The sequence below is a fragment of the Ruegeria sp. CF5 genome (assembly GCF_056537325.1).
Genome location: NZ_JBQFRI010000001.1, coordinates 1,231,034 through 1,247,846 on the forward strand (window position 1 = coordinate 1,231,034; position 16,813 = coordinate 1,247,846).

Below are 16,813 nucleotides of genomic sequence, written 5' to 3' on the forward strand. Positions count from 1 at the left end.
CTATTCTTTCAGGTTTCGGATCGATCGGCCCGCGCCATCCGGGCGGGGCAAATGGGCGTGTTCCTTCTCCAACTTCTTCAACGCTTCGGCAACATGCGGAAGCGGTTCGCAAACCTGCCGGTTACGCAGATCGACATGTAGGATCATCATCTCCACGGTGGCCGACAGCCCCCCATCGGGGCCCAGAATGCGGTGAAACAGGTGCGTTTTCCTGCCGCTGCCATGCAGCACCTGCGTCTGCACCGTGATCATGTCGCCCTCGTGCAGCTCGGACAGATACCGAATGTGGGTTTCCCCGGTGAAATGGCTGTTGCCGTTTGCGATATATTCGGCGGTCACACCACAGCTTTCCGTCAACGCGTCCGCCGCGTTTGAAGCGACCTCGATGTAATGCGCCTCGTTCATATGGCCGTTGGCATCGGTCCAGCTTGGCGGGATCACACGTTGCGCGGTTACCGGCAGATCGGCGCTCTGGGGAATTGGCAGATGGGTTTCCTGTATGCGGATCGTCCGGCCCGCGCCGCAGTTTCGGTGCTTCAACGCCCGGATAAGAGCCACCAGATTGGCATCGCGGGCCTTTTCCATTTCCCGAATGCTCAGATGCCCGGATTGCGCATCGGACTGGTCCGCCACGCGCGCCACAAGCGCCTCGTCAAGGTCGGGGACATCCATCAAATGGGTCAGCGGCTCTTTCAGTGAGGGTCCGAATTGCGCCAGAAAATGGCGCATCCCTGCCTCTCCTCCGGCAAGCCGATAGGTGTCGAACTGCCCCATCTGTGCCCATCTCAGGCCAAACCCGTAAAGGATCGCTTCGTCGATCTGCCCGGTGGTGGCAACTCCGTCTTTCACCATCCACAGCGTTTCGCGCCAGACAGCTTCCTGCAGGCGATTGCCAATAAAGCCATCCACCTCACGGCCCATCACCAGCGGATGCATCCCTATCGAACGCAAGGTGTCGGCCGCACGGGTTTTCAGTATGTCCGGAGTGATATCCGACCCGACGATCTCCACCAGCGGCATCAGGTAGACCGGGTTGAACGGATGCGCGACGATCAGACGTTCCGGTCGCTTCAGCAGGTCCTGCAACCGACTGGGCCGGTAGCCTGACGTCGAAGAGGCCAGCACCGTTTCCGGACCAAGATGAGGTTCGATTTCGGCATAAAGTGACTGCTTGATTTCCAGTCGTTCGGGCGCGCTTTCCTGCACCCAGTCCGCGTTTGCAACTGCCTCGGCCAGAGTGGCCGAGAAGGTAAGTTTGCCCTCGGGCGGCAAGGGGCGATCATACAGCGCAGGCAGGCTGGCGCGAGCGTTGTCCAGCACTTCAGTAAGTTTGCGTGGTGCATCCGGCGAGGGGTCGAAAACCGAAACGTCGTGACCATTCAACAGAAACCGGGCAGCCCAGCCACCACCGATGACGCCGACACCAACAATCGCGACCTTCATTCCGCCGCCTCTTGCGCGGTGCGTTGCGCGGGAACAATCAGGGCATCCACTGCCATCGCCCCTGTCGGTGTCACCATCACGGGGTTCACGTCGATTTCAGATATCTGGCTGGCAAGGGCCGCACAGGCGAGGGAAAAGGCACTCAGAGCTCTGGCCGCGCCTGCCATATCGCCGGGTGCTTCGCCCCTGACCCCGTCGATCAGTCGCGAGACACGCAGTTTGCGGATCATCGCCTCGGCCTTGTCCGCGCCAAACGGGGCCCGCGCAAACTGGCGCTCGTCGAACAACTCGACCAGTGTGCCTCCGGGCGCGACCATGACCAGCGGTCCGAAATCCGGATCCATCACGCAGCCAAAGGCAAGCTCCACGCCTTTTTCGGCCTGCCTCTGCACGACCGCGCGCGGACCCAGACGGGTTGAGAGGCGGGCATAGGCCGCATCCAGATCAGCAGCATTCCAAAGGTTCAGGACCACACCACCCAGATCGCTTTTGTGGTCAATTCCCGCTTCGGCAGTCTTCAGCACTACCGGATACCCCAGTTCCGCCCCCGCTTCGGCAACGGCACCTGCATCCTGACAAATCCTGCTGGTGGCACCGGGCACGCCGAAACGCGCCAGCACCTCAAGGCTTGCGGCCTCATCAAGATGGCCGGGCAGATCGCAGTCAGTCTCTAGTACGTCCGGCACCTCGGCCAACGCCCCACGCCGTGCATCCGCCCAGTTCTGGAACGCCCGAACGGCCTGCATCGCGTTTTCCGCCCCGTTCAGACAGGGAACGCCCAACTCTGCCAGTTCATCTCCGATCTCTCGGTTATGGGTCTGACCGAAACTTGCATAGAAAAAGACCGGTTTTTCGGTGCGATCAACCAGCCGTTTGGCGTGGGTCAGCAAATCAGGTTCATAAACATAGTCATCGCGCAGGTCGGCCTCAAAGCCCAGCATCGACACTTCTGGCGCAGTGGCCAGGATATCCAGCCCCCGGTCAAAGACCTTGGGAAACTCGTCGGTCAGGTCCGCAGCGCAATCAAGCGGGTTTGAGGGTTCCAGTTCCGGCGGCAGCGCATCGCGCAGCCGGGCGCGCGTCGTGTCGCTGAGCCGGGCCAGAGGCGCGCCGGTTTCCTCGGCCAGATCAACCTGCATTTCCCGCAGACCCCCGCTATCCGTCACCAGCCCAGCCCCGCCCGGGCCCGGGATGCGCCCGGTCGAACACAAAAGTGCCGTGTTCATCAAGGCGTCCACCGACGAGACCGAGATTGCATCGCATTCCTCGAACACGGCCTCGTAAGCCGTGTGGCTGCCCGCCAGTGCGCCGGTATGGGAACGGGCCAGCCGCGCGCTCTCCTCGGTCCGGCCAACCTTGCAGATCACCACCGGTTTGCCCGCATCACGCGCGCGCTTCAGGCTTTGAACCAGACCTTCGGGATTACGTGCACTTTCCATGAAAACGGCGATGGCCTTTGTCGTATCCCGGCCTGCGGCATAATCGATGTATTCGTCTACAGTCGCGCCGATCTCCTGCCCGGGTGAGGCGACAAGATCAAAACGAAACCGGGGGTCGTTCATTCCCAACACGGTGAACACGCTGCCGGAGTGGGCAATCAGTGAAATTCCCCCGGGTTTCATATGATCCGCAGGATAGAAACTGCCCGTCAGCCCCGTCCGGATGTTAAGAACTCCCATGCCGGCCCCACCGCAAACCGGCAGACCGGCCTCTGCGGCAATATCCCTGAGCCGGGCCAGAATCGAGGTGCCATCCGGCGTTTCTCCGTGGCAAGCATCGAACAAAACCGCTGATTTCACGCCAAGGTCGATGGCGTCCACCAGCGCAGCCTCAAGGTTCGGACCGCCAATGCCAAGAACGGCCAAATCCGGTACGTGATCCAGATCACGGATCGAGGTCACAGCCCTGCGCCCCTGAATTTCACCGCCGCGCGGATTGATAAAGTCGATCCGTCCGGAAAAGCCACCGGACAAGGTGGCCTTTGCCAGCCGCTCACCAAATGAACCGGACCGGGCAGACGCGCCCAGCACGGCCATCGAACGGGCCTCGAACAATGGGGATAACCGGTGCGTCATGTTCTCAGCCCTTGAAACTCGGATCACGCTTTTCGGCAAAGGCGACAGAGCCTTCGGTGAAATCGTCCGACTGGATCATTCGTTCGTATAGCGGCATGTCGCTGCGCCCGACCCAGGCGCGGCGCACGGCAGCATGGCTTTCCTCGACTGAGCGATGCCCATATCTTCGCATGTATTCCTTGAGCGCCCCGGCCACCAATGGCGCGCCCAGCGCAATTGTCTCAGCGACCCCGCGCGCATGTGGCAGCAACTGATCCACCGGCACCACATCCCGCACAAGACCCCAGTGCTTGGCTTCGTCCGCATACATCTTTCGCCCCGTCAGGATCAGATCCATCGCGACATTCCATGGAATGCGGTGATGCAGCTTCTGGATCGCACCACCATCGGGCAGGAAACCGCGCTGCATCTCGGGCAGCCAGAAATAGGCATCCTCCGCACAGATGATCACATCGCCACCCAGCGCCAGCTCGAACCCGCCGCCAATTGCGCCACCGGCCAGTGCCACGACCACAGGTTTATAAAGATCGAAAAATTCCGGCAATCCACCCAGCCCGCCAGGGCCAAGGTCAAAGCCGTTTTCATCGTCAGCACTTTCACCGGCTGCAAACGCCTTAAGATCCCAGCCCGCCGAAAAAATGTTCTTGTCATTGCCGAGGCTGGACAAAAGCCCGACGCGCAGATCCTCGTTGTCATTCAGCCGCTTGAACTCGGCGTACATCTGCGTGCTGAGATCAAGGTTGATCGCGTTCACCGGCGGCCGATTCATCGCGACCTCCAGAACATGCTTATGTTCAGTTACCTGAATCAGCCCGGTCATGACATCCTCCTGCAATCATGATGGGACGGCAGAATCCGACCTGCCATCCGCCTAATTTCCTTGATTTCTGTAGAGAAACGGCATGATTGATAGGGGGAAAGAGATCATTATATCATGAAGGGAATTCATGATGCAGTATTGGAAGACCATCCCACCGCTAAAGGCGCTGCTGGCAGTCGAGGCTACGGCACGCCTGCGCAGTTTCACACGCGCCGGGGAAGAGCTGAACACAAGCCAATCCGCCGTAAGCCATGCGGTTACGGTGGCCGAGAGTTTCCTTGAAACGAAACTGTTCGACCGCTCTGCCCGTCCGATCAGCCTGACCCGCGAGGGGCGCGAATATGTCGCCTCTCTCTCTGGCTGTCTGGCGCAACTCTCTGCCGAGACGGAATCGCTGCGCAGCCGTCAAACCGGCAATATCCTGACGATTTCTTGCAATCTTGCCTATGGAAACTACTGGCTTCTGCCGCGGCTTAAAAACTTCCACGAAACGCATCCGGACATACAGGTCAACATGGTGACGGCCTATCACGGGATGGCAACCCTTGATCCGGGCATTGATGTGGCGATCCGCTTTGGCATGGGCGACTGGCCAGATTTACAGGCCCATCTGTTGTTCAGGGAACAGATTCTGCCCGTGGCCTCGCCCGGATACCGGGACCGTTCAGATGCGGTTTCCAGCCCTGCCGATCTGATCGGCCATGCGTTGCTGCATGCCCATTCCAATGACAAATCATGGTACGACTGGCCGCAATGGTTCGAACATTTCGGCACCAAACCAACGGGGCCGTTATTAGGACCGACCTTCGACAACCACCTGCTGATGATGCAGGCGGCGCTCAGCGGGCGCGGTGTCGCGCTGGGTTGGATCGGAACCGCCACCGATTTCCTCAGAGAAGGCCAGCTGGTTCCGTTGCTCGATACGCCCATTGCGCTAAGGCAAGGATTGTTTGCGGTCGTCCGGGACCAGCAGAACGCAAATGTTGCGGCTTTTCTGAATTGGATATGCAGACATACCAATGAACAGTTCAAAACCCTGTCAGCTGAGTTTTGGTCCGATCAGGTCAGCTAGATCAACGCTCAGATGGTCCGCTGCCCGGTCTCATCACCGGCCCGGCCACTGCACGCTGATCGGGTCTGTACAGCAAGCGATGTCCCCGCATAATGTCGCCCGGAATGCGCAATCGGAGACGCTGTCATGAAAGTTGCCACCGCCGCCTACCCGCTCGACTGGCTCGACAGCTGGGCGCAGTACGAAGACAAGCTGAACGCCTGGGTGTCTGAAGCCGCCGGGAATGGCGCTGACCTTCTGGTGTTTCCCGAATACGGTGCGATGGAGTTGTCGACGCTGGACGGCGCCGACGTTGCCGGGGATCTGGAGCGGTCGATTCACGCCGTTTCCGACCGGATGGAAGATGTACAAATCGTACATAAGCGCCTCGCAGCCGAGTACAAATTGCACATTTTGGGTGCATCAGCGCCCGTCAACACAGGTCAGGGCCGTCCGGTGAACCGGGCCGACCTCTACACCCCCAATGGTGGCTACGACCATCAGGACAAACAGATCATGACCCGGTTCGAGCGTGAGGACTGGGACATCGCCCCCGGCGGTCCGCTCAAGCTGTTCGATACCGACCTGGGTAAGATCGGCATCCTGATCTGTTATGACAGCGAGTTTCCCCTGCTGGGCCGCGCATTAAGCGAAGCGGATCTGATCCTTGTGCCCTCGTGCACCGAGGCCCTGTCGGGATATTGGCGTGTTCGCATTGGCGCCATGTCAAGAGCGCTGGAAAATCAATGTGTTACCGTCATGTCATCGCTCGTGGGCAGCAACGACTGGTCCGAAGCGGTGGACATGAACACGGGCGTGGGCGGGGTTTTCGGGCCTCCAGACACCGGGTTTCCCGAAACCGGTGTTCTGGCAGAAGGCACGCTGAACCAGCCCGGCTGGACCTATGCCGATGTCGATCTGAAGGCAATTGCACATGTCCGTGCGGATGGCAGGGTATTGAACCGCACCCACTGGGCCGAGCAGGATCCCCGCGCCCAATCCGTCACAATGTGTTGCCTTTAGGCAATTCCACCCTTGAAATAAGGCCAAAATAGGCTCATTTAAGCGCACATACTGCAGATTCTGCAGGTGCAACGTAATGATGGAGACAACATGGCCAAGGAAGATACGCTCGAATTTCCCGGTGTCGTGAAGGAACTCCTGCCTAATGCGACGTTTCGGGTCGAGCTGGAAAACGGCCATGAGATCATCGCACATACGGCAGGCAAGATGCGCAAGAACCGCATCCGTGTTCTGGCCGGCGACAAGGTTCAGGTCGAGATGACCCCTTATGATCTGACCAAGGGTCGGATCAACTACCGCTTCAAGTAACGCCAGTCACATGGCGTTTATCCTCGGATCGGGCAGCCCGCGGCGGCTGAACCTGCTGGCTCAGCTTGGCGTGCAGCCCGATGCGGTTCGCCCCCCCGATATCGATGAAACCCCGCTGAATGGTGAGTTGCCGCGCCCGTATTGTCTTCGCATTGCGCGCGAAAAAGTTCAGGCTGTTCAGGCAGATAGCGATGACATCGTGCTTTGCGCCGATACGACCGTGGCACTGGGGCGCCGCATCCTCGGCAAACCGGCAGATGCAGCCGAAGCGGCCGAGTTCCTCTATGCATTGTCCGGCCGCCGCCACAGGGTGATCACAGCCGTTGCCGTACGGCGCGGTGACCAGGTGTATGAGCGCGACGTCGTAAGCCAGGTCAAGGTCAAGCGGTTATCGGATTCCGAGATCAACGCCTATCTTGCGACCGAAGACTGGCAGGGCAAAGCAGGTGCCTATGCAATACAGGGACCCGCCGGGGCCTTTATTCCCTGGATAAGCGGATCCTTCACAGGCATCGTCGGCTTGCCACTTTCAGAGACGGCGTCACTTTTGCAGGCGGTACGGTATCCGCTGTATCAGGAGGCTTCATGAAAGGTCGAACCATCGTTCTGGATCACATTCAGGGTCGCGAGGCCGCTGCGCTGATGGTTGATGGTAAACTGGACGATTTTCTGATTGCCGGAGATGCCCCGCCTCCCGGCACTATCTATCGCGCCCGTGCCGACCGTCCGGTCAAAGGTCAGGGCGGAATGTTCCTCTCGACACCGGATGGCCCGGCATTTCTGCGTCAGGTCAAAGGCTTGGCACCGGGTGCATCGCTGCTGGTTCAGGTCACAGGCTATCCCGAGCCGGGTAAGGCAACTCCGGTTACTGCCCGTCTGCTCTTCAAAAGCCGCTATGCGATCGTGACGCCGGATGCACCGGGCTTGAACATATCACGCAGCATTCACGACGATGAAGAACGTGATAGGTTGCTTGAAATCGCGCACGACCACATGAGCGACTGCGCACATGGCCTCATCCTGCGGTCCTGTTGTCAGAATGCGGATGCCGACGAGGTCGCCGAGGATATCTCTGCGATGCGGGCTCTGGCCGATCAGGTTCTGAATGATGCGGGAACTGAACCCGAAGTGCTGAGCGAGGGCGACGGCCCGCACGTTCTGGCCTGGCGCGACTGGACTGAACCTGCGGAAATCGCGACCAAGGCGGGCGACTTTGAAGTGCACGGCGTTCTGGACGCACTTGAAACTGCCCAAAGTCAGGATGAGCCCCTGCCCGGCGGCGGGCTGTTGCACATCCAGCCAACCCGCGCACTGGTGGCCGTCGATGTGAATACCAAGGGCGATACATCTCTGGCAGCCGGTACCAAGGCCAATTTCGCATGTGCCAAGGCGTTGCCCCGCGCATTGCGAATCCGCGGGCTGGGCGGCCAGATCACGCTCGATCTGGCCCCGATGCCCAAGAAAGATCGCCGGGGGTTCGAGTCTACGCTGCGCGCGGCCTTCAGGAGCGATCCCGAAGAGACGATACTTGCCGGTTGGACCCCTTTGGGCCATTTCGAATTGCAGCGAAAACGCGGGCGCGTTCCGCTGGTCGAGGCACTGAAATGAGCTGCCCGATCTGCGAAGAAGCGACGAACAATAAGTACCGCCCGTTCTGCTCGAAACGCTGCGCGGATATCGATCTGGCAAAGTGGCTGAACGGCTCGTATTCGGTTCCGTCGCAGCGAGAAGACGATACTGACACGGTGGAAAACCCCGAGGCTGGCGGATCGGATCGACCGCACTAAAAAAATGTCAAAAAGCCTCTGGACACTGCGTGGTGCAAGTCATAGAACGCGTCCACCCAACGGCAAACGCCGTTCCCGTGCCCGGGTAGCTCAGGGGTAGAGCAGTGGATTGAAAATCCTCGTGTCGGTGGTTCGATTCCGCCCCCGGGCACCACATACATTTTATATCCAATTGATTTCTATGCTAAATCCAGATCGATAGCGAAGTATATCCACCTAAATATCCACCCACTCGTCTAAGCTGCTCGCGGTCATGTCTATAGCGCGGCAGCAGCTTTCGGACAATTTGGCACGATTTCCCGGACAACTCGACGTGAACATTTGTTGGGCTCGGCCACGCAGCCGACATTCGCTGCAAGCGAGTGATCTGTTATTGGCGCGGCGCGGCTATTGGCAGACAGAGGCGGGGTTATTGGCAGTGGCTATGCGCGGGGCGCATAAGCAAGATGACCACACAGCTGTCGTTCACTACGGTTGCAGCATCCAGCACATCGAACGGCAGCATTGAGCAGCAAAGCATACCTTGCAATTGTTTGTCGCTGCAAAATCTCTCTCTGTTCCAATCTTCAACAGACAATAAGCGTCTGCGGGCCCCGCAAACTACCGCTTCTTATTGGTGTTCGTAACTGCGTTCCAATCTTCCGGTGGCGGATACTCCAACAAATCTCGGGCGCGGGACATCATGACCACCGAGGTGGGATCTCCGTTTCGTTCTTGATCAGCGGCCTTAAAAGCAGCAACAGCTTTTTCAAACTGCCCTGCTCGATAGTGTGCAAGGCCTTGTTCGTAGGTTTCAATCCACGCAAGCGATCCGTCAATCCCATCCGCCATCGCGATCAGTTCGTAGACCACCAACTCCTTTGTGCGCCCAAATACTGTTAACGTGTCCAGTTCGCGCACCAAAATCTTATTAGCCGCTTGGCGTCGGGTTTCTGGACCAATCAGGATCAATGTGTCGTAATCCTTGTTGGCTCCCTCTAATCGGCTGGCAACGTTCACCACATCGCCAATTGCAGTGTAATTCAAACGCTGCTCTGACCCAATGTTGCCGACCAGAGCTTCGCCACTATTTATCCCGATCCTGACGCGCAGGGGGTTGCCAGAGTCGTCTTCAATTCCGGCCTCCTCTACAGCGGCGATAAGGTCCAGTGCCGCGCGACAGGCGTTTTCGGCGTGGTTGGTATCATTGCGCGGCGCGCCCCAGAAGGCCATCACAGCATCGCCCATGAATTTGTCGATAGTTCCCCCATTACGAGCGATGGCCGCTGAGGACGCGTTGAAGAAAGGCTCCATCATTTGGACGATTTTGGGGCCAAGTTTTTCAGACAGACCTGTGAAACCCGTGACATCGCAAAATAGCACGGAAATCTGCTTTATGTCTCCGCCTGGCTGAGTCTTGATGCCCTCGGCAACCAGCATGCGCACCAAATCGGTAGGTACATACTTGCGGAATGCTGATAGACCTGCAGCCATACTTGCGGTCGCAGCAGAGAGGTTTTCAAGCTCAGAGAGTTTGGAGGGCCTGCGCGAAATGCGTTCGACGTCAAAGCGTTCTATTTTGCTCAGGTCTTCGGCGATATATGCCAACGGATTTGCGACGACTGTGCGAACCAACCAGATAGCCAATCCGGCGGCAACAACAACCACACCGATCAGAATATAGATCAGGTTTATCAGCGTCTTGTCGATATCCGAAAGAAAGGCAGCTTCGGGGATGACGGTGGCAACGCGCCAGCCGTAGAACCCCAATGGCGTCAGAGCAACCGCGTAGGGCACACCTTCGATGACAACACGCTTAGACAACGAACCGGAGGCGTTCGCTGTGGGGTCACCCAACAGCTTTTCACCGGCGATCTTGGCGACCTCATAAAGCTTACCCTCACCCATGCGTGCGGGTGTGACCTCATCTGCTTCCGCATCGGGTATCGCGATCACTTTACCATCGGCATCCAGAACAAACGCTGCGCCGAATTCGCCGGGCGTAAGAGTCGCCAGAAAGCGCGAAAGTCGATCCGTTTCGATCGCCACGGCCAGAACGCCTTGCCGCTTTCGGTTGACGTCTATCGCACCAGCAAATGTGTAGACAGTTTTGTTACTCTCCGGGAGGTCGCGCGCTTCAATCCATCCCGTGGACTCAAGGCCCATAAAGTTTTCAAACCACGCATGTTCGCGTGGATCGTAAGATGTTTCGGTAAAGGTTCGCTCTTCGAACTGGATGTCTCCTGGAATGAAGATATAGCGATCCTTTCGCAACATCCTTTCACGGATATCCTTGTCGATTTCAATCATCTCAAGCCCGCTGTCACCTAAACGATGTGACGCGAAAAAGTTTCCATCGGGCCAACCGAAGAAAATCCATGAAATATTCGGTTGCGCCTGCAATTGTGATAAGAACACGAACTCTCTCTTGTCGGCTTGTCGCGTCGCGACAACGTTTTGGACAAATATCGTGCGTACGGCTGCCCAGGCGGCTTCGGCCGACCTGAGCGTTACACCCACCTCGATACGAACGGTGTTTGCAATTTGACTGTTGATCTCGGCTGCGAGCATGCGGCTATTGTCGCGCGCTGTTTTCCACCACAGGGAGTGAACTATAACCGTCGACACGCCGATGGATATAGCAACCAGTATTGAAACAGCGATGCCTACGCTAATTCGCACTAAAACTCCGCAAGTAGCGACATGTGCTTTAGTATTGAGTTGAGACAGTTCGAAGAGCAAAGCTTACTTCGCTTCAATGCTGAAAACTCACGCAACTGTTAATTTCAACAAAAAGATCTGCTTGTGAAGCGATTACCGGAGCAAGTATTCGGCTTTAGTTAATTGCCCACACCGAAACAAGAAAACACACATGAAGCTGCTGCAAGGTTTCGACCATTGACCTTCGCGGCTTTAGCGCCTGTTTGGCGAGCGGGCCACCAAGCCGACCTTCGCCGCGGTCGCCAAATTCGTGCTGTGAATGCGAGGTTGCCTGTTGGGAGGGTGGGAAGCGGTCATTCGCGGCAAGTGCGCAGCAGCGAGCTGGCAGTTGGAAGGCTGACCTTCGCATTCAGGCTGGCGTGAATATATATATTAAAGAGATTGGCGATAGTTTCATCGAATGCTTCAAATCTGCCGACAGCTAATTTTGCCGACTCCAGGAAAGGAACTTTGCATCGCTCCGTTTCCACTATACCTTGCGGAAAAAGCGCAGCCACCCACACAATAGTCCTTCAACTTAACGTCCGACTTGCTGTCGATGTCCGCCGCGAGAAAGCAGAATGGCATCCATCAAAAATGAAAAGCAGCTGGCAACGAAACAGCTTTTGAATCCGTCTGAATACATGCGTCTACGGCGTCCCGAACAGTTTTCTGACACCGAGGCAACGAGTGAGCCATATCTGGACAAAGGCTACTTTGAGTACCACCTCGAAACGCTCACCAGTCGCGGTGAAGAAAAGGTATTTGAGCACTTTGCCCGAAAGATTTCCGAAGTGCTGATTTGCCCCAACCTTATTCCGCAAACGGGCCCTACCGGGGGTGGTGATAGCAAAGTCGATACGGAGAATATTCCCGTAAGCTCGGATATTTCGGAGCGTTGGTTTTACGGCGAAGACTCCGCATCTGAACGTTGGGGCTTCGCCTTCAGCGCAAAGAGAGATTGGCAGCCAAAATGCAAATCCGACGTTCAGAAGATTGCTGATACGAAGCGAGGCTACAAATGCGTTTTCTTCGTATCAAATCAGTATGTCCCAGACCGCAAGCGCGCGGAACTTGAAGACGAGTTGACCAAGAAACATGGGTTTTCGGTTCGAATTCTAGATCGAAGCTGGCTTGTCGAAGCAGTGTTCGACAAAGGGTATGAAGACCTTACCATCGAAACGCTGCAACTAAGCATTGCCATGCAGCCGAAGAAGAAGGTTGGTATCGGTGATCAGCAAAAGCGCGCGGAACTTGAAGCGTTGGAAAAGCGGATTCTGACAATTCAAGGCGATGGCGAGATCGACTTTGAGCTAATGGATGATTGTCTGAATGCAGCAATTCTGAGCCGAGAATTAGAAGAGCCGCGAGAGTTCACAGACGGGCGTTTCGATAGGGCGAGACGCATGGCCGAGAAAGCGGGAAACAATCGTCTGACACTCGCTGCGATATATCAGCATGCGTGGACGGCAGCCTACTGGCACGATGATCCTTGCACATCTTCGAAGCTGTATGACGAGATTGAGAAACGATCACTCGCCAGTGACCGTGTCGAAGATGTCGAGTGCGCAGTCAACATCTGGCAAACGATGCTTCCGCTAGTCCGGCATGGAATCGCTGAACTCGATACTGAGTTTGACGAAAGAACTAAGAGACTTCTTGAACACTTAGAAGCCGTTGCGATCGATACCCAACGGCCCAATAACGCAGCAAATGCGAAGGGCATGTTGCTGCTCATGCGAATATCTTTGGATCACGAAGACGACGACCTCCTGACGCAGTACATCAACGAGTTCACGACTTTGTTTGAAGACGCAAGGCGGCTAGGCGGTTTTCAGTTTCACAGGTTCCGAGAAATCTTTGAGATATTGGGTGACGCAATCGGCGAACTTCCGGCCTATGACGTTGCTTTTGAAACTGTTCTATCGATTGTGGAACAGCGATCTAGTGAAACGGCCGCTGGCGATCAACTTCTTAAGCGCGGTATCCAGAAGATCGAAGCTGGCCATTCATTTGATGCTATTCGGTACTTGGGCCGAGCCATGGCCCGCTTTACCAAACATGAAGCGCAGCTCAGACTCGAAGCCTGCGTGGCTGGTTTGGCACATGCCTATTCTAAGGCAGGCCTTTATTGGGCAGAATACTGCGCCTACGTGTCTTTGCTATCAATGCTCATGGTACGTTTTGAGAAGGATCGAGATGTCAAAACTGGCATCTACCGGGTATGTGCTGAACTCACTTTGAACTGTCTTCGGACAGGCAATGTTCCCGGCTTCTTGTTCTTCTTTCACCTTGAGAAGATATTCGAGACCTATATCGAAAAAGAAGCCAGTTCGGACGGTGATGCTAAGTCCAAGGACGGGTTAGATGACCGTGACGGATGCTTAGCCATACTGCTGCTTGATGCTACCGACGAGCAAAAGGACACTCTGGTATATCTTCCAGCGCTCTTCGAAGGGCTTGGACTGACGACCTGCGCGATGATTGTCTATCTCATGCATCAGGGGCAAGCGGGCTTGCGTGAAGAGGGATTCTTGCCAGAAGGCGTATCTGACGAAGATGTTTGGGAAATGATCTCACAGATGGCGCAGCAGCCAGTCAGATCAGATATGGCCGGTTTTCTTGAACTGCGGGATTCTGCGACGATCACAATGAAATCCGAATGTATGGGGGTTCAGTGGGAGATCGAATCCACCAACAGTACAACGATAGTACGTGTAGCACAGAGTTTTGTGGGTTTTATTGAATCGGCGTTGTCCACGAGTTTGAACGCGGACATCGTGCCAACCACTTCGACGATCAGATTGAAGTTTGTTGATGCCAAAGACAGCAGTAGCGCGAACGGCCAGATGATTTCCTTTCAGGAGAGCGACGACAATGACTTTTTTGAGGTCGCCGTCGATCCTGAGAAATTTGAAGGTTCAAGCGAATATATGATGGTGATGCGTAATGCCTTTGTCGAGCTATTTGCTCACCTAGTGGGAACATACATGACAACGCACGATCCTGCAGCTTATCTGGATCGTGTCATCGGCTCCGAAGAAGGGTTTCGGCGCGCATTGATCTTTAATGATATGGTCACAACTGCGACCAATGTGTTTTCGCATGAGAGCGAAGAAACTCTCGGTCCGCATATTCAGTCATACGAGCCAATCGCCAAGACTGCGACTGCTGGCTTCAAAGCGAAGTTCAAACTTGTGTCTAAAAGCGCTGCGCCAGAGCCCGCAGCCGAAAAGGACGGTAAAGAGATTGAATTCGTTGAAGGTGAGATTCCGACGGAACTTCTGGAACCAACGAACACAACGCATCGACAAAGGCGAGTGGTATCGCCAATTAATACTAGAAAGTGGGATCGCGCAAAGTGGAACGGTTGTGGATTTATGTCTGCACCAGGCGTTCCTCCAGTTTTTGGCCTGATTTTCACAAACGAAAAGTCAGCGCTAAGCATCTTTGAAGAATGGCGAAACAAGTTTGGAAATGAAGATGTACACAATGACATCCGAATTTCCATTGTTGGTCAACTCTCCCATCGTGATCCGCATGGATACGCAGTAACCGTGGGCGGCAACTTTAAGAATGCTAACATGCGCGAACTGGAGTCCGCGGTTATGATCTCCAGAATCAACTTTATGGAGCATCCGAACCCCCAGAACCTTGCAGTGTTTCTCGCCGCATATGATGAATTTGGTGGCTACATTCTTGCGCCAATTGTAGCAAATAACGACCTATCGAATGGAAAGTTCATGCCTGAACTCGGGCTCAGGAAACGTCATTTGAATGTTCGAAACGCTTGGGAAATCGGCGAGCATGATCCCGATTGTGTTGTCCTAAAGCCTGATCATGATCCCATAATCCCTTCCGATGTTCAGTATCCGCCTGTCATCAAAGCAATGGAGCGTGTACGTACGAGAAGGCCCTCAGTTAACTCGAATAGGGGCTTAAATCGCGCTGAGCGGCGACGTGAGAAAGCAAAGGGCAAGCGCAAGAAAAACAGGAAATAATTTGGTTTGTTCGCCCCACTATATCCAAGAATCTAGAAATGCTAGTTTCAATCTTGCTGCGAATGTCCGGTAAGCGGGCTGCAATCGCACCATCTGGGCAGGCTGTTGGATGTCGGCGATGGGCCGACCATCATGCCGCACCTGCAAATACGATAATTTGCAGCAATGACCGGTTGGGGCTCAAACCACCTGTCTGAACCTGCGCTGCGAACGTCTTCTTCGAGCCCAACCTGGCCATCGCATTTTCTCGCTGCGCGCGCTCGCAGCATAAAAATCGCTGCAAATGCGTGCTTTCAGACGCTGTGGCGCGGCGGGAAAACCGGCCATTGGCCGACCGTGCAGCAAGGATAGTAGCGGCAATTCACAGGCTGCGGACAAAGCGGGCTTTCGCAGCTGCTGCACCGATGTCGGCTTTCAGACGGCAAGCCAAAAACGTTCATGACAACCGGTTACAGAAACTTGTTAGTGTTGACCGTCAGCTGTTCTTCGGAGCTACCACCATTGGTACTCGCTCCTGCTGAGCACTGGAAGTGCATTAGCTAATCCATGTTCATTCAATCGTTGTTCTTAGGGTAGAGGGTCGTTCGCTCGGCGCCGAATCCTTAAAGGTTTTTTCAGTAACGACCAATCTCTCGTAGTGCGTCCTTGCAAATTCAAACTGCGTTTCACCCGAATGCTTGGCGGTTTAGTTCTATTGAGATGTGCACAGCTCTCTTAGCCAAGGCGGATTAGCGCCTGCGCGCGAGACGTTTATCGCAGCTACTTTGGCGGCAAAGAACAGGGCTTCCTCTAGAGTTTCGCTCGAAATGCTGTTCAGGTGGTCTTTTCTGAGTTGACCGAGTTCCATCAGCTTTGCGATGAAACCCGCGTTGAAGGTATCACCCGCACCGACCGTATCTATGACGTCCACCTTCGGGACAGGAGCAAATGCCATCTGACCCGTAGACGTTTGCGCTGTTGCTCCAAGATGGCCTCGGGTTAGAACAGCTACAGACACACCAGCCTTCAGTAGCGAAGAGAACTTTTCCTCCAGCGATTCAGAACCCGGAAAGATCCAGTTCAGGTCTTCGTCCGAGACCTTTACTACATCTGCCTGAGAGATCATCGTCATCAACCTGGTTCGATAGGCGTCCACATCAGTGGCAAAGCCGGGGCGCACGTTTGGGTCGAGGACAACAACGCGATCTTTGGCCGCTTTCTCGCACATGGCCAGGAGGGTATCGCCGACCGGGTTTTGGCACAGGCTTATGCCGCCGAAATAAAGCGCAGTCATGTCATCTGTCAGGTCCGGCAGATCGCTTTGGCTCAACATGCGCACGGTCGAGTTGTCATCATAGAATGTGTAAGAAGCTTGCCCTGCAGAAAGCTGCACGAAAGCAAGGGGCGTGGGGCGATCCGATAGCACAGCGGAACGTGTGTCCACATGGCTGGCCCGCAAAGCCGCTTCAAGCTGGCGACCGAGGAAATCCATAGACAGACCGGTGAAAATGCCGACCTGCACTTCAAGACGCCCCAATGCAATCGCGGTGTTAAAGACAGAGCCCCCAGAATGGGGGACAAATCCTGTTTCGCCGGTGACGATTTCTGTCGGAATCATGTCAATCAGGGCTTCCCCGCAACACAAG

At 55.7% G+C, this 16,813-nt stretch carries 13 protein-coding genes and 1 tRNA gene; 8 read left to right on the top strand and 6 right to left on the bottom strand.

All coding sequences use genetic code 11. The features are described 5' to 3' along the window. Genes ACR0NW_RS05890 through ACR0NW_RS05900 form a run of 3 tightly spaced genes read right to left on the bottom strand, consistent with a single transcriptional unit; the run spans position 1 to position 4,338 of the window. Positions 1-1,443 (bottom strand): carnitine 3-dehydrogenase, encoded by a 1,443-nt coding sequence (locus ACR0NW_RS05890; protein ID WP_480448406.1) that lies wholly within the window; start codon positions 1,441-1,443, stop codon positions 1-3. Then, complete coding sequence (locus ACR0NW_RS05895) at positions 1,440-3,518, bottom strand: acetate--CoA ligase family protein (RefSeq protein WP_480448405.1); 2,079 nt, start codon at positions 3,516-3,518, stop codon at positions 1,440-1,442. Before ACR0NW_RS05895 ends, ACR0NW_RS05890 begins: the two co-directional genes overlap by 4 nt. Before the next feature lie 4 nt (positions 3,519-3,522). Continuing rightward, on the bottom strand, positions 3,523-4,338 hold the full coding sequence (locus ACR0NW_RS05900) for an enoyl-CoA hydratase-related protein (protein WP_480448404.1): 816 nt from the start codon (positions 4,336-4,338) through the stop codon (positions 3,523-3,525). 127 nt (positions 4,339-4,465) lie between these two features. Between ACR0NW_RS05900 and ACR0NW_RS05905 the strand changes: the two genes are divergently transcribed. From ACR0NW_RS05905 to ACR0NW_RS05935, 7 genes are all read left to right on the top strand, one after another. Next, positions 4,466-5,410 (top strand): LysR substrate-binding domain-containing protein, encoded by a 945-nt coding sequence (locus ACR0NW_RS05905; RefSeq protein ID WP_480791512.1) that lies wholly within the window; start codon positions 4,466-4,468, stop codon positions 5,408-5,410. Positions 5,411-5,536: 126 nt separating this feature from the next. Beyond that, complete coding sequence (locus ACR0NW_RS05910; RefSeq protein ID WP_480448402.1) at positions 5,537-6,412, top strand: carbon-nitrogen hydrolase family protein; 876 nt, start codon at positions 5,537-5,539, stop codon at positions 6,410-6,412. A gap of 90 nt (positions 6,413-6,502) precedes the next feature. Then, on the top strand, positions 6,503-6,721 hold the full coding sequence (infA, locus tag ACR0NW_RS05915) for a translation initiation factor IF-1 (RefSeq protein ID WP_005978431.1): 219 nt from the start codon (positions 6,503-6,505) through the stop codon (positions 6,719-6,721). 10 nt (positions 6,722-6,731) lie between these two features. Continuing rightward, positions 6,732-7,310, top strand: coding sequence for a Maf family protein (locus ACR0NW_RS05920; protein ID WP_480448401.1), 579 nt, complete (start codon positions 6,732-6,734; stop codon positions 7,308-7,310). Next, a complete protein-coding gene (locus ACR0NW_RS05925) occupies positions 7,307-8,329 on the top strand; it encodes a ribonuclease E/G (RefSeq protein ID WP_480448400.1) in 1,023 nt (340 codons plus the stop codon). The genes ACR0NW_RS05920 and ACR0NW_RS05925 overlap by 4 nt, the downstream gene beginning before the upstream one ends. Next, positions 8,326-8,508: a DNA gyrase inhibitor YacG gene (locus ACR0NW_RS05930; RefSeq protein ID WP_480448399.1), complete on the top strand. Its 183-nt coding sequence runs from the start codon at positions 8,326-8,328 to the stop codon at positions 8,506-8,508. The genes ACR0NW_RS05925 and ACR0NW_RS05930 overlap by 4 nt, the downstream gene beginning before the upstream one ends. 79 nt (positions 8,509-8,587) lie before the next feature. Then, positions 8,588-8,662 (top strand) — tRNA-Phe (locus tag ACR0NW_RS05935). Between the two features lie 446 nt (positions 8,663-9,108). On the opposite strand, the gene ACR0NW_RS05940 is transcribed toward ACR0NW_RS05935, so the two are convergent. After that, positions 9,109-11,229, bottom strand: a complete 2,121-nt coding sequence (locus ACR0NW_RS05940) for an adenylate/guanylate cyclase domain-containing protein (protein WP_480448398.1) — start codon at positions 11,227-11,229, stop codon at positions 9,109-9,111. A 272-nt stretch (positions 11,230-11,501) separates the two neighbouring features. Next, positions 11,502-11,705: a hypothetical protein gene (locus tag ACR0NW_RS05945; RefSeq protein WP_480448397.1), complete on the bottom strand. Its 204-nt coding sequence runs from the start codon at positions 11,703-11,705 to the stop codon at positions 11,502-11,504. A gap of 63 nt (positions 11,706-11,768) precedes the next feature. Between ACR0NW_RS05945 and ACR0NW_RS05950 the strand changes: the two genes are divergently transcribed. After that, positions 11,769-15,188 (top strand): hypothetical protein, encoded by a 3,420-nt coding sequence (locus tag ACR0NW_RS05950; protein WP_480448396.1) that lies wholly within the window; start codon positions 11,769-11,771, stop codon positions 15,186-15,188. A gap of 691 nt (positions 15,189-15,879) precedes the next feature. Here the strand turns inward: ACR0NW_RS05950 and ACR0NW_RS05955 are convergent. After that, positions 15,880-16,785: a carbohydrate kinase family protein gene (locus ACR0NW_RS05955; protein WP_480448395.1), complete on the bottom strand. Its 906-nt coding sequence runs from the start codon at positions 16,783-16,785 to the stop codon at positions 15,880-15,882. Positions 16,786-16,813 lie beyond the last annotated feature (28 nt).

Bases quoted from the DNA above. Each gene is read 5' to 3' on its own strand.
- infA (WP_005978431.1), top strand. From the start codon at position 6,503: ATGGCCAAGGAAGATACGCTCGAATTTCCCGGTGTCGTGAAGGAACTC.
- ACR0NW_RS05920 (WP_480448401.1), top strand. From the start codon at position 6,732: ATGGCGTTTATCCTCGGATCGGGCAGCCCGCGGCGGCTGAACCTGCTG.
- ACR0NW_RS05900 (WP_480448404.1), bottom strand. From the start codon at position 4,338: ATGACCGGGCTGATTCAGGTAACTGAACATAAGCATGTTCTGGAGGTC.
- ACR0NW_RS05895 (WP_480448405.1), bottom strand. From the start codon at position 3,518: ATGACGCACCGGTTATCCCCATTGTTCGAGGCCCGTTCGATGGCCGTG.
- ACR0NW_RS05930 (WP_480448399.1), top strand. From the start codon at position 8,326: ATGAGCTGCCCGATCTGCGAAGAAGCGACGAACAATAAGTACCGCCCG.
- ACR0NW_RS05925 (WP_480448400.1), top strand. From the start codon at position 7,307: ATGAAAGGTCGAACCATCGTTCTGGATCACATTCAGGGTCGCGAGGCC.
- ACR0NW_RS05890 (WP_480448406.1), bottom strand. From the start codon at position 1,443: ATGAAGGTCGCGATTGTTGGTGTCGGCGTCATCGGTGGTGGCTGGGCT.
- ACR0NW_RS05955 (WP_480448395.1), bottom strand. From the start codon at position 16,785: ATGATTCCGACAGAAATCGTCACCGGCGAAACAGGATTTGTCCCCCAT.
- ACR0NW_RS05910 (WP_480448402.1), top strand. From the start codon at position 5,537: ATGAAAGTTGCCACCGCCGCCTACCCGCTCGACTGGCTCGACAGCTGG.
- ACR0NW_RS05950 (WP_480448396.1), top strand. From the start codon at position 11,769: ATGGCATCCATCAAAAATGAAAAGCAGCTGGCAACGAAACAGCTTTTG.
- ACR0NW_RS05905 (WP_480791512.1), top strand. From the start codon at position 4,466: ATGATGCAGTATTGGAAGACCATCCCACCGCTAAAGGCGCTGCTGGCA.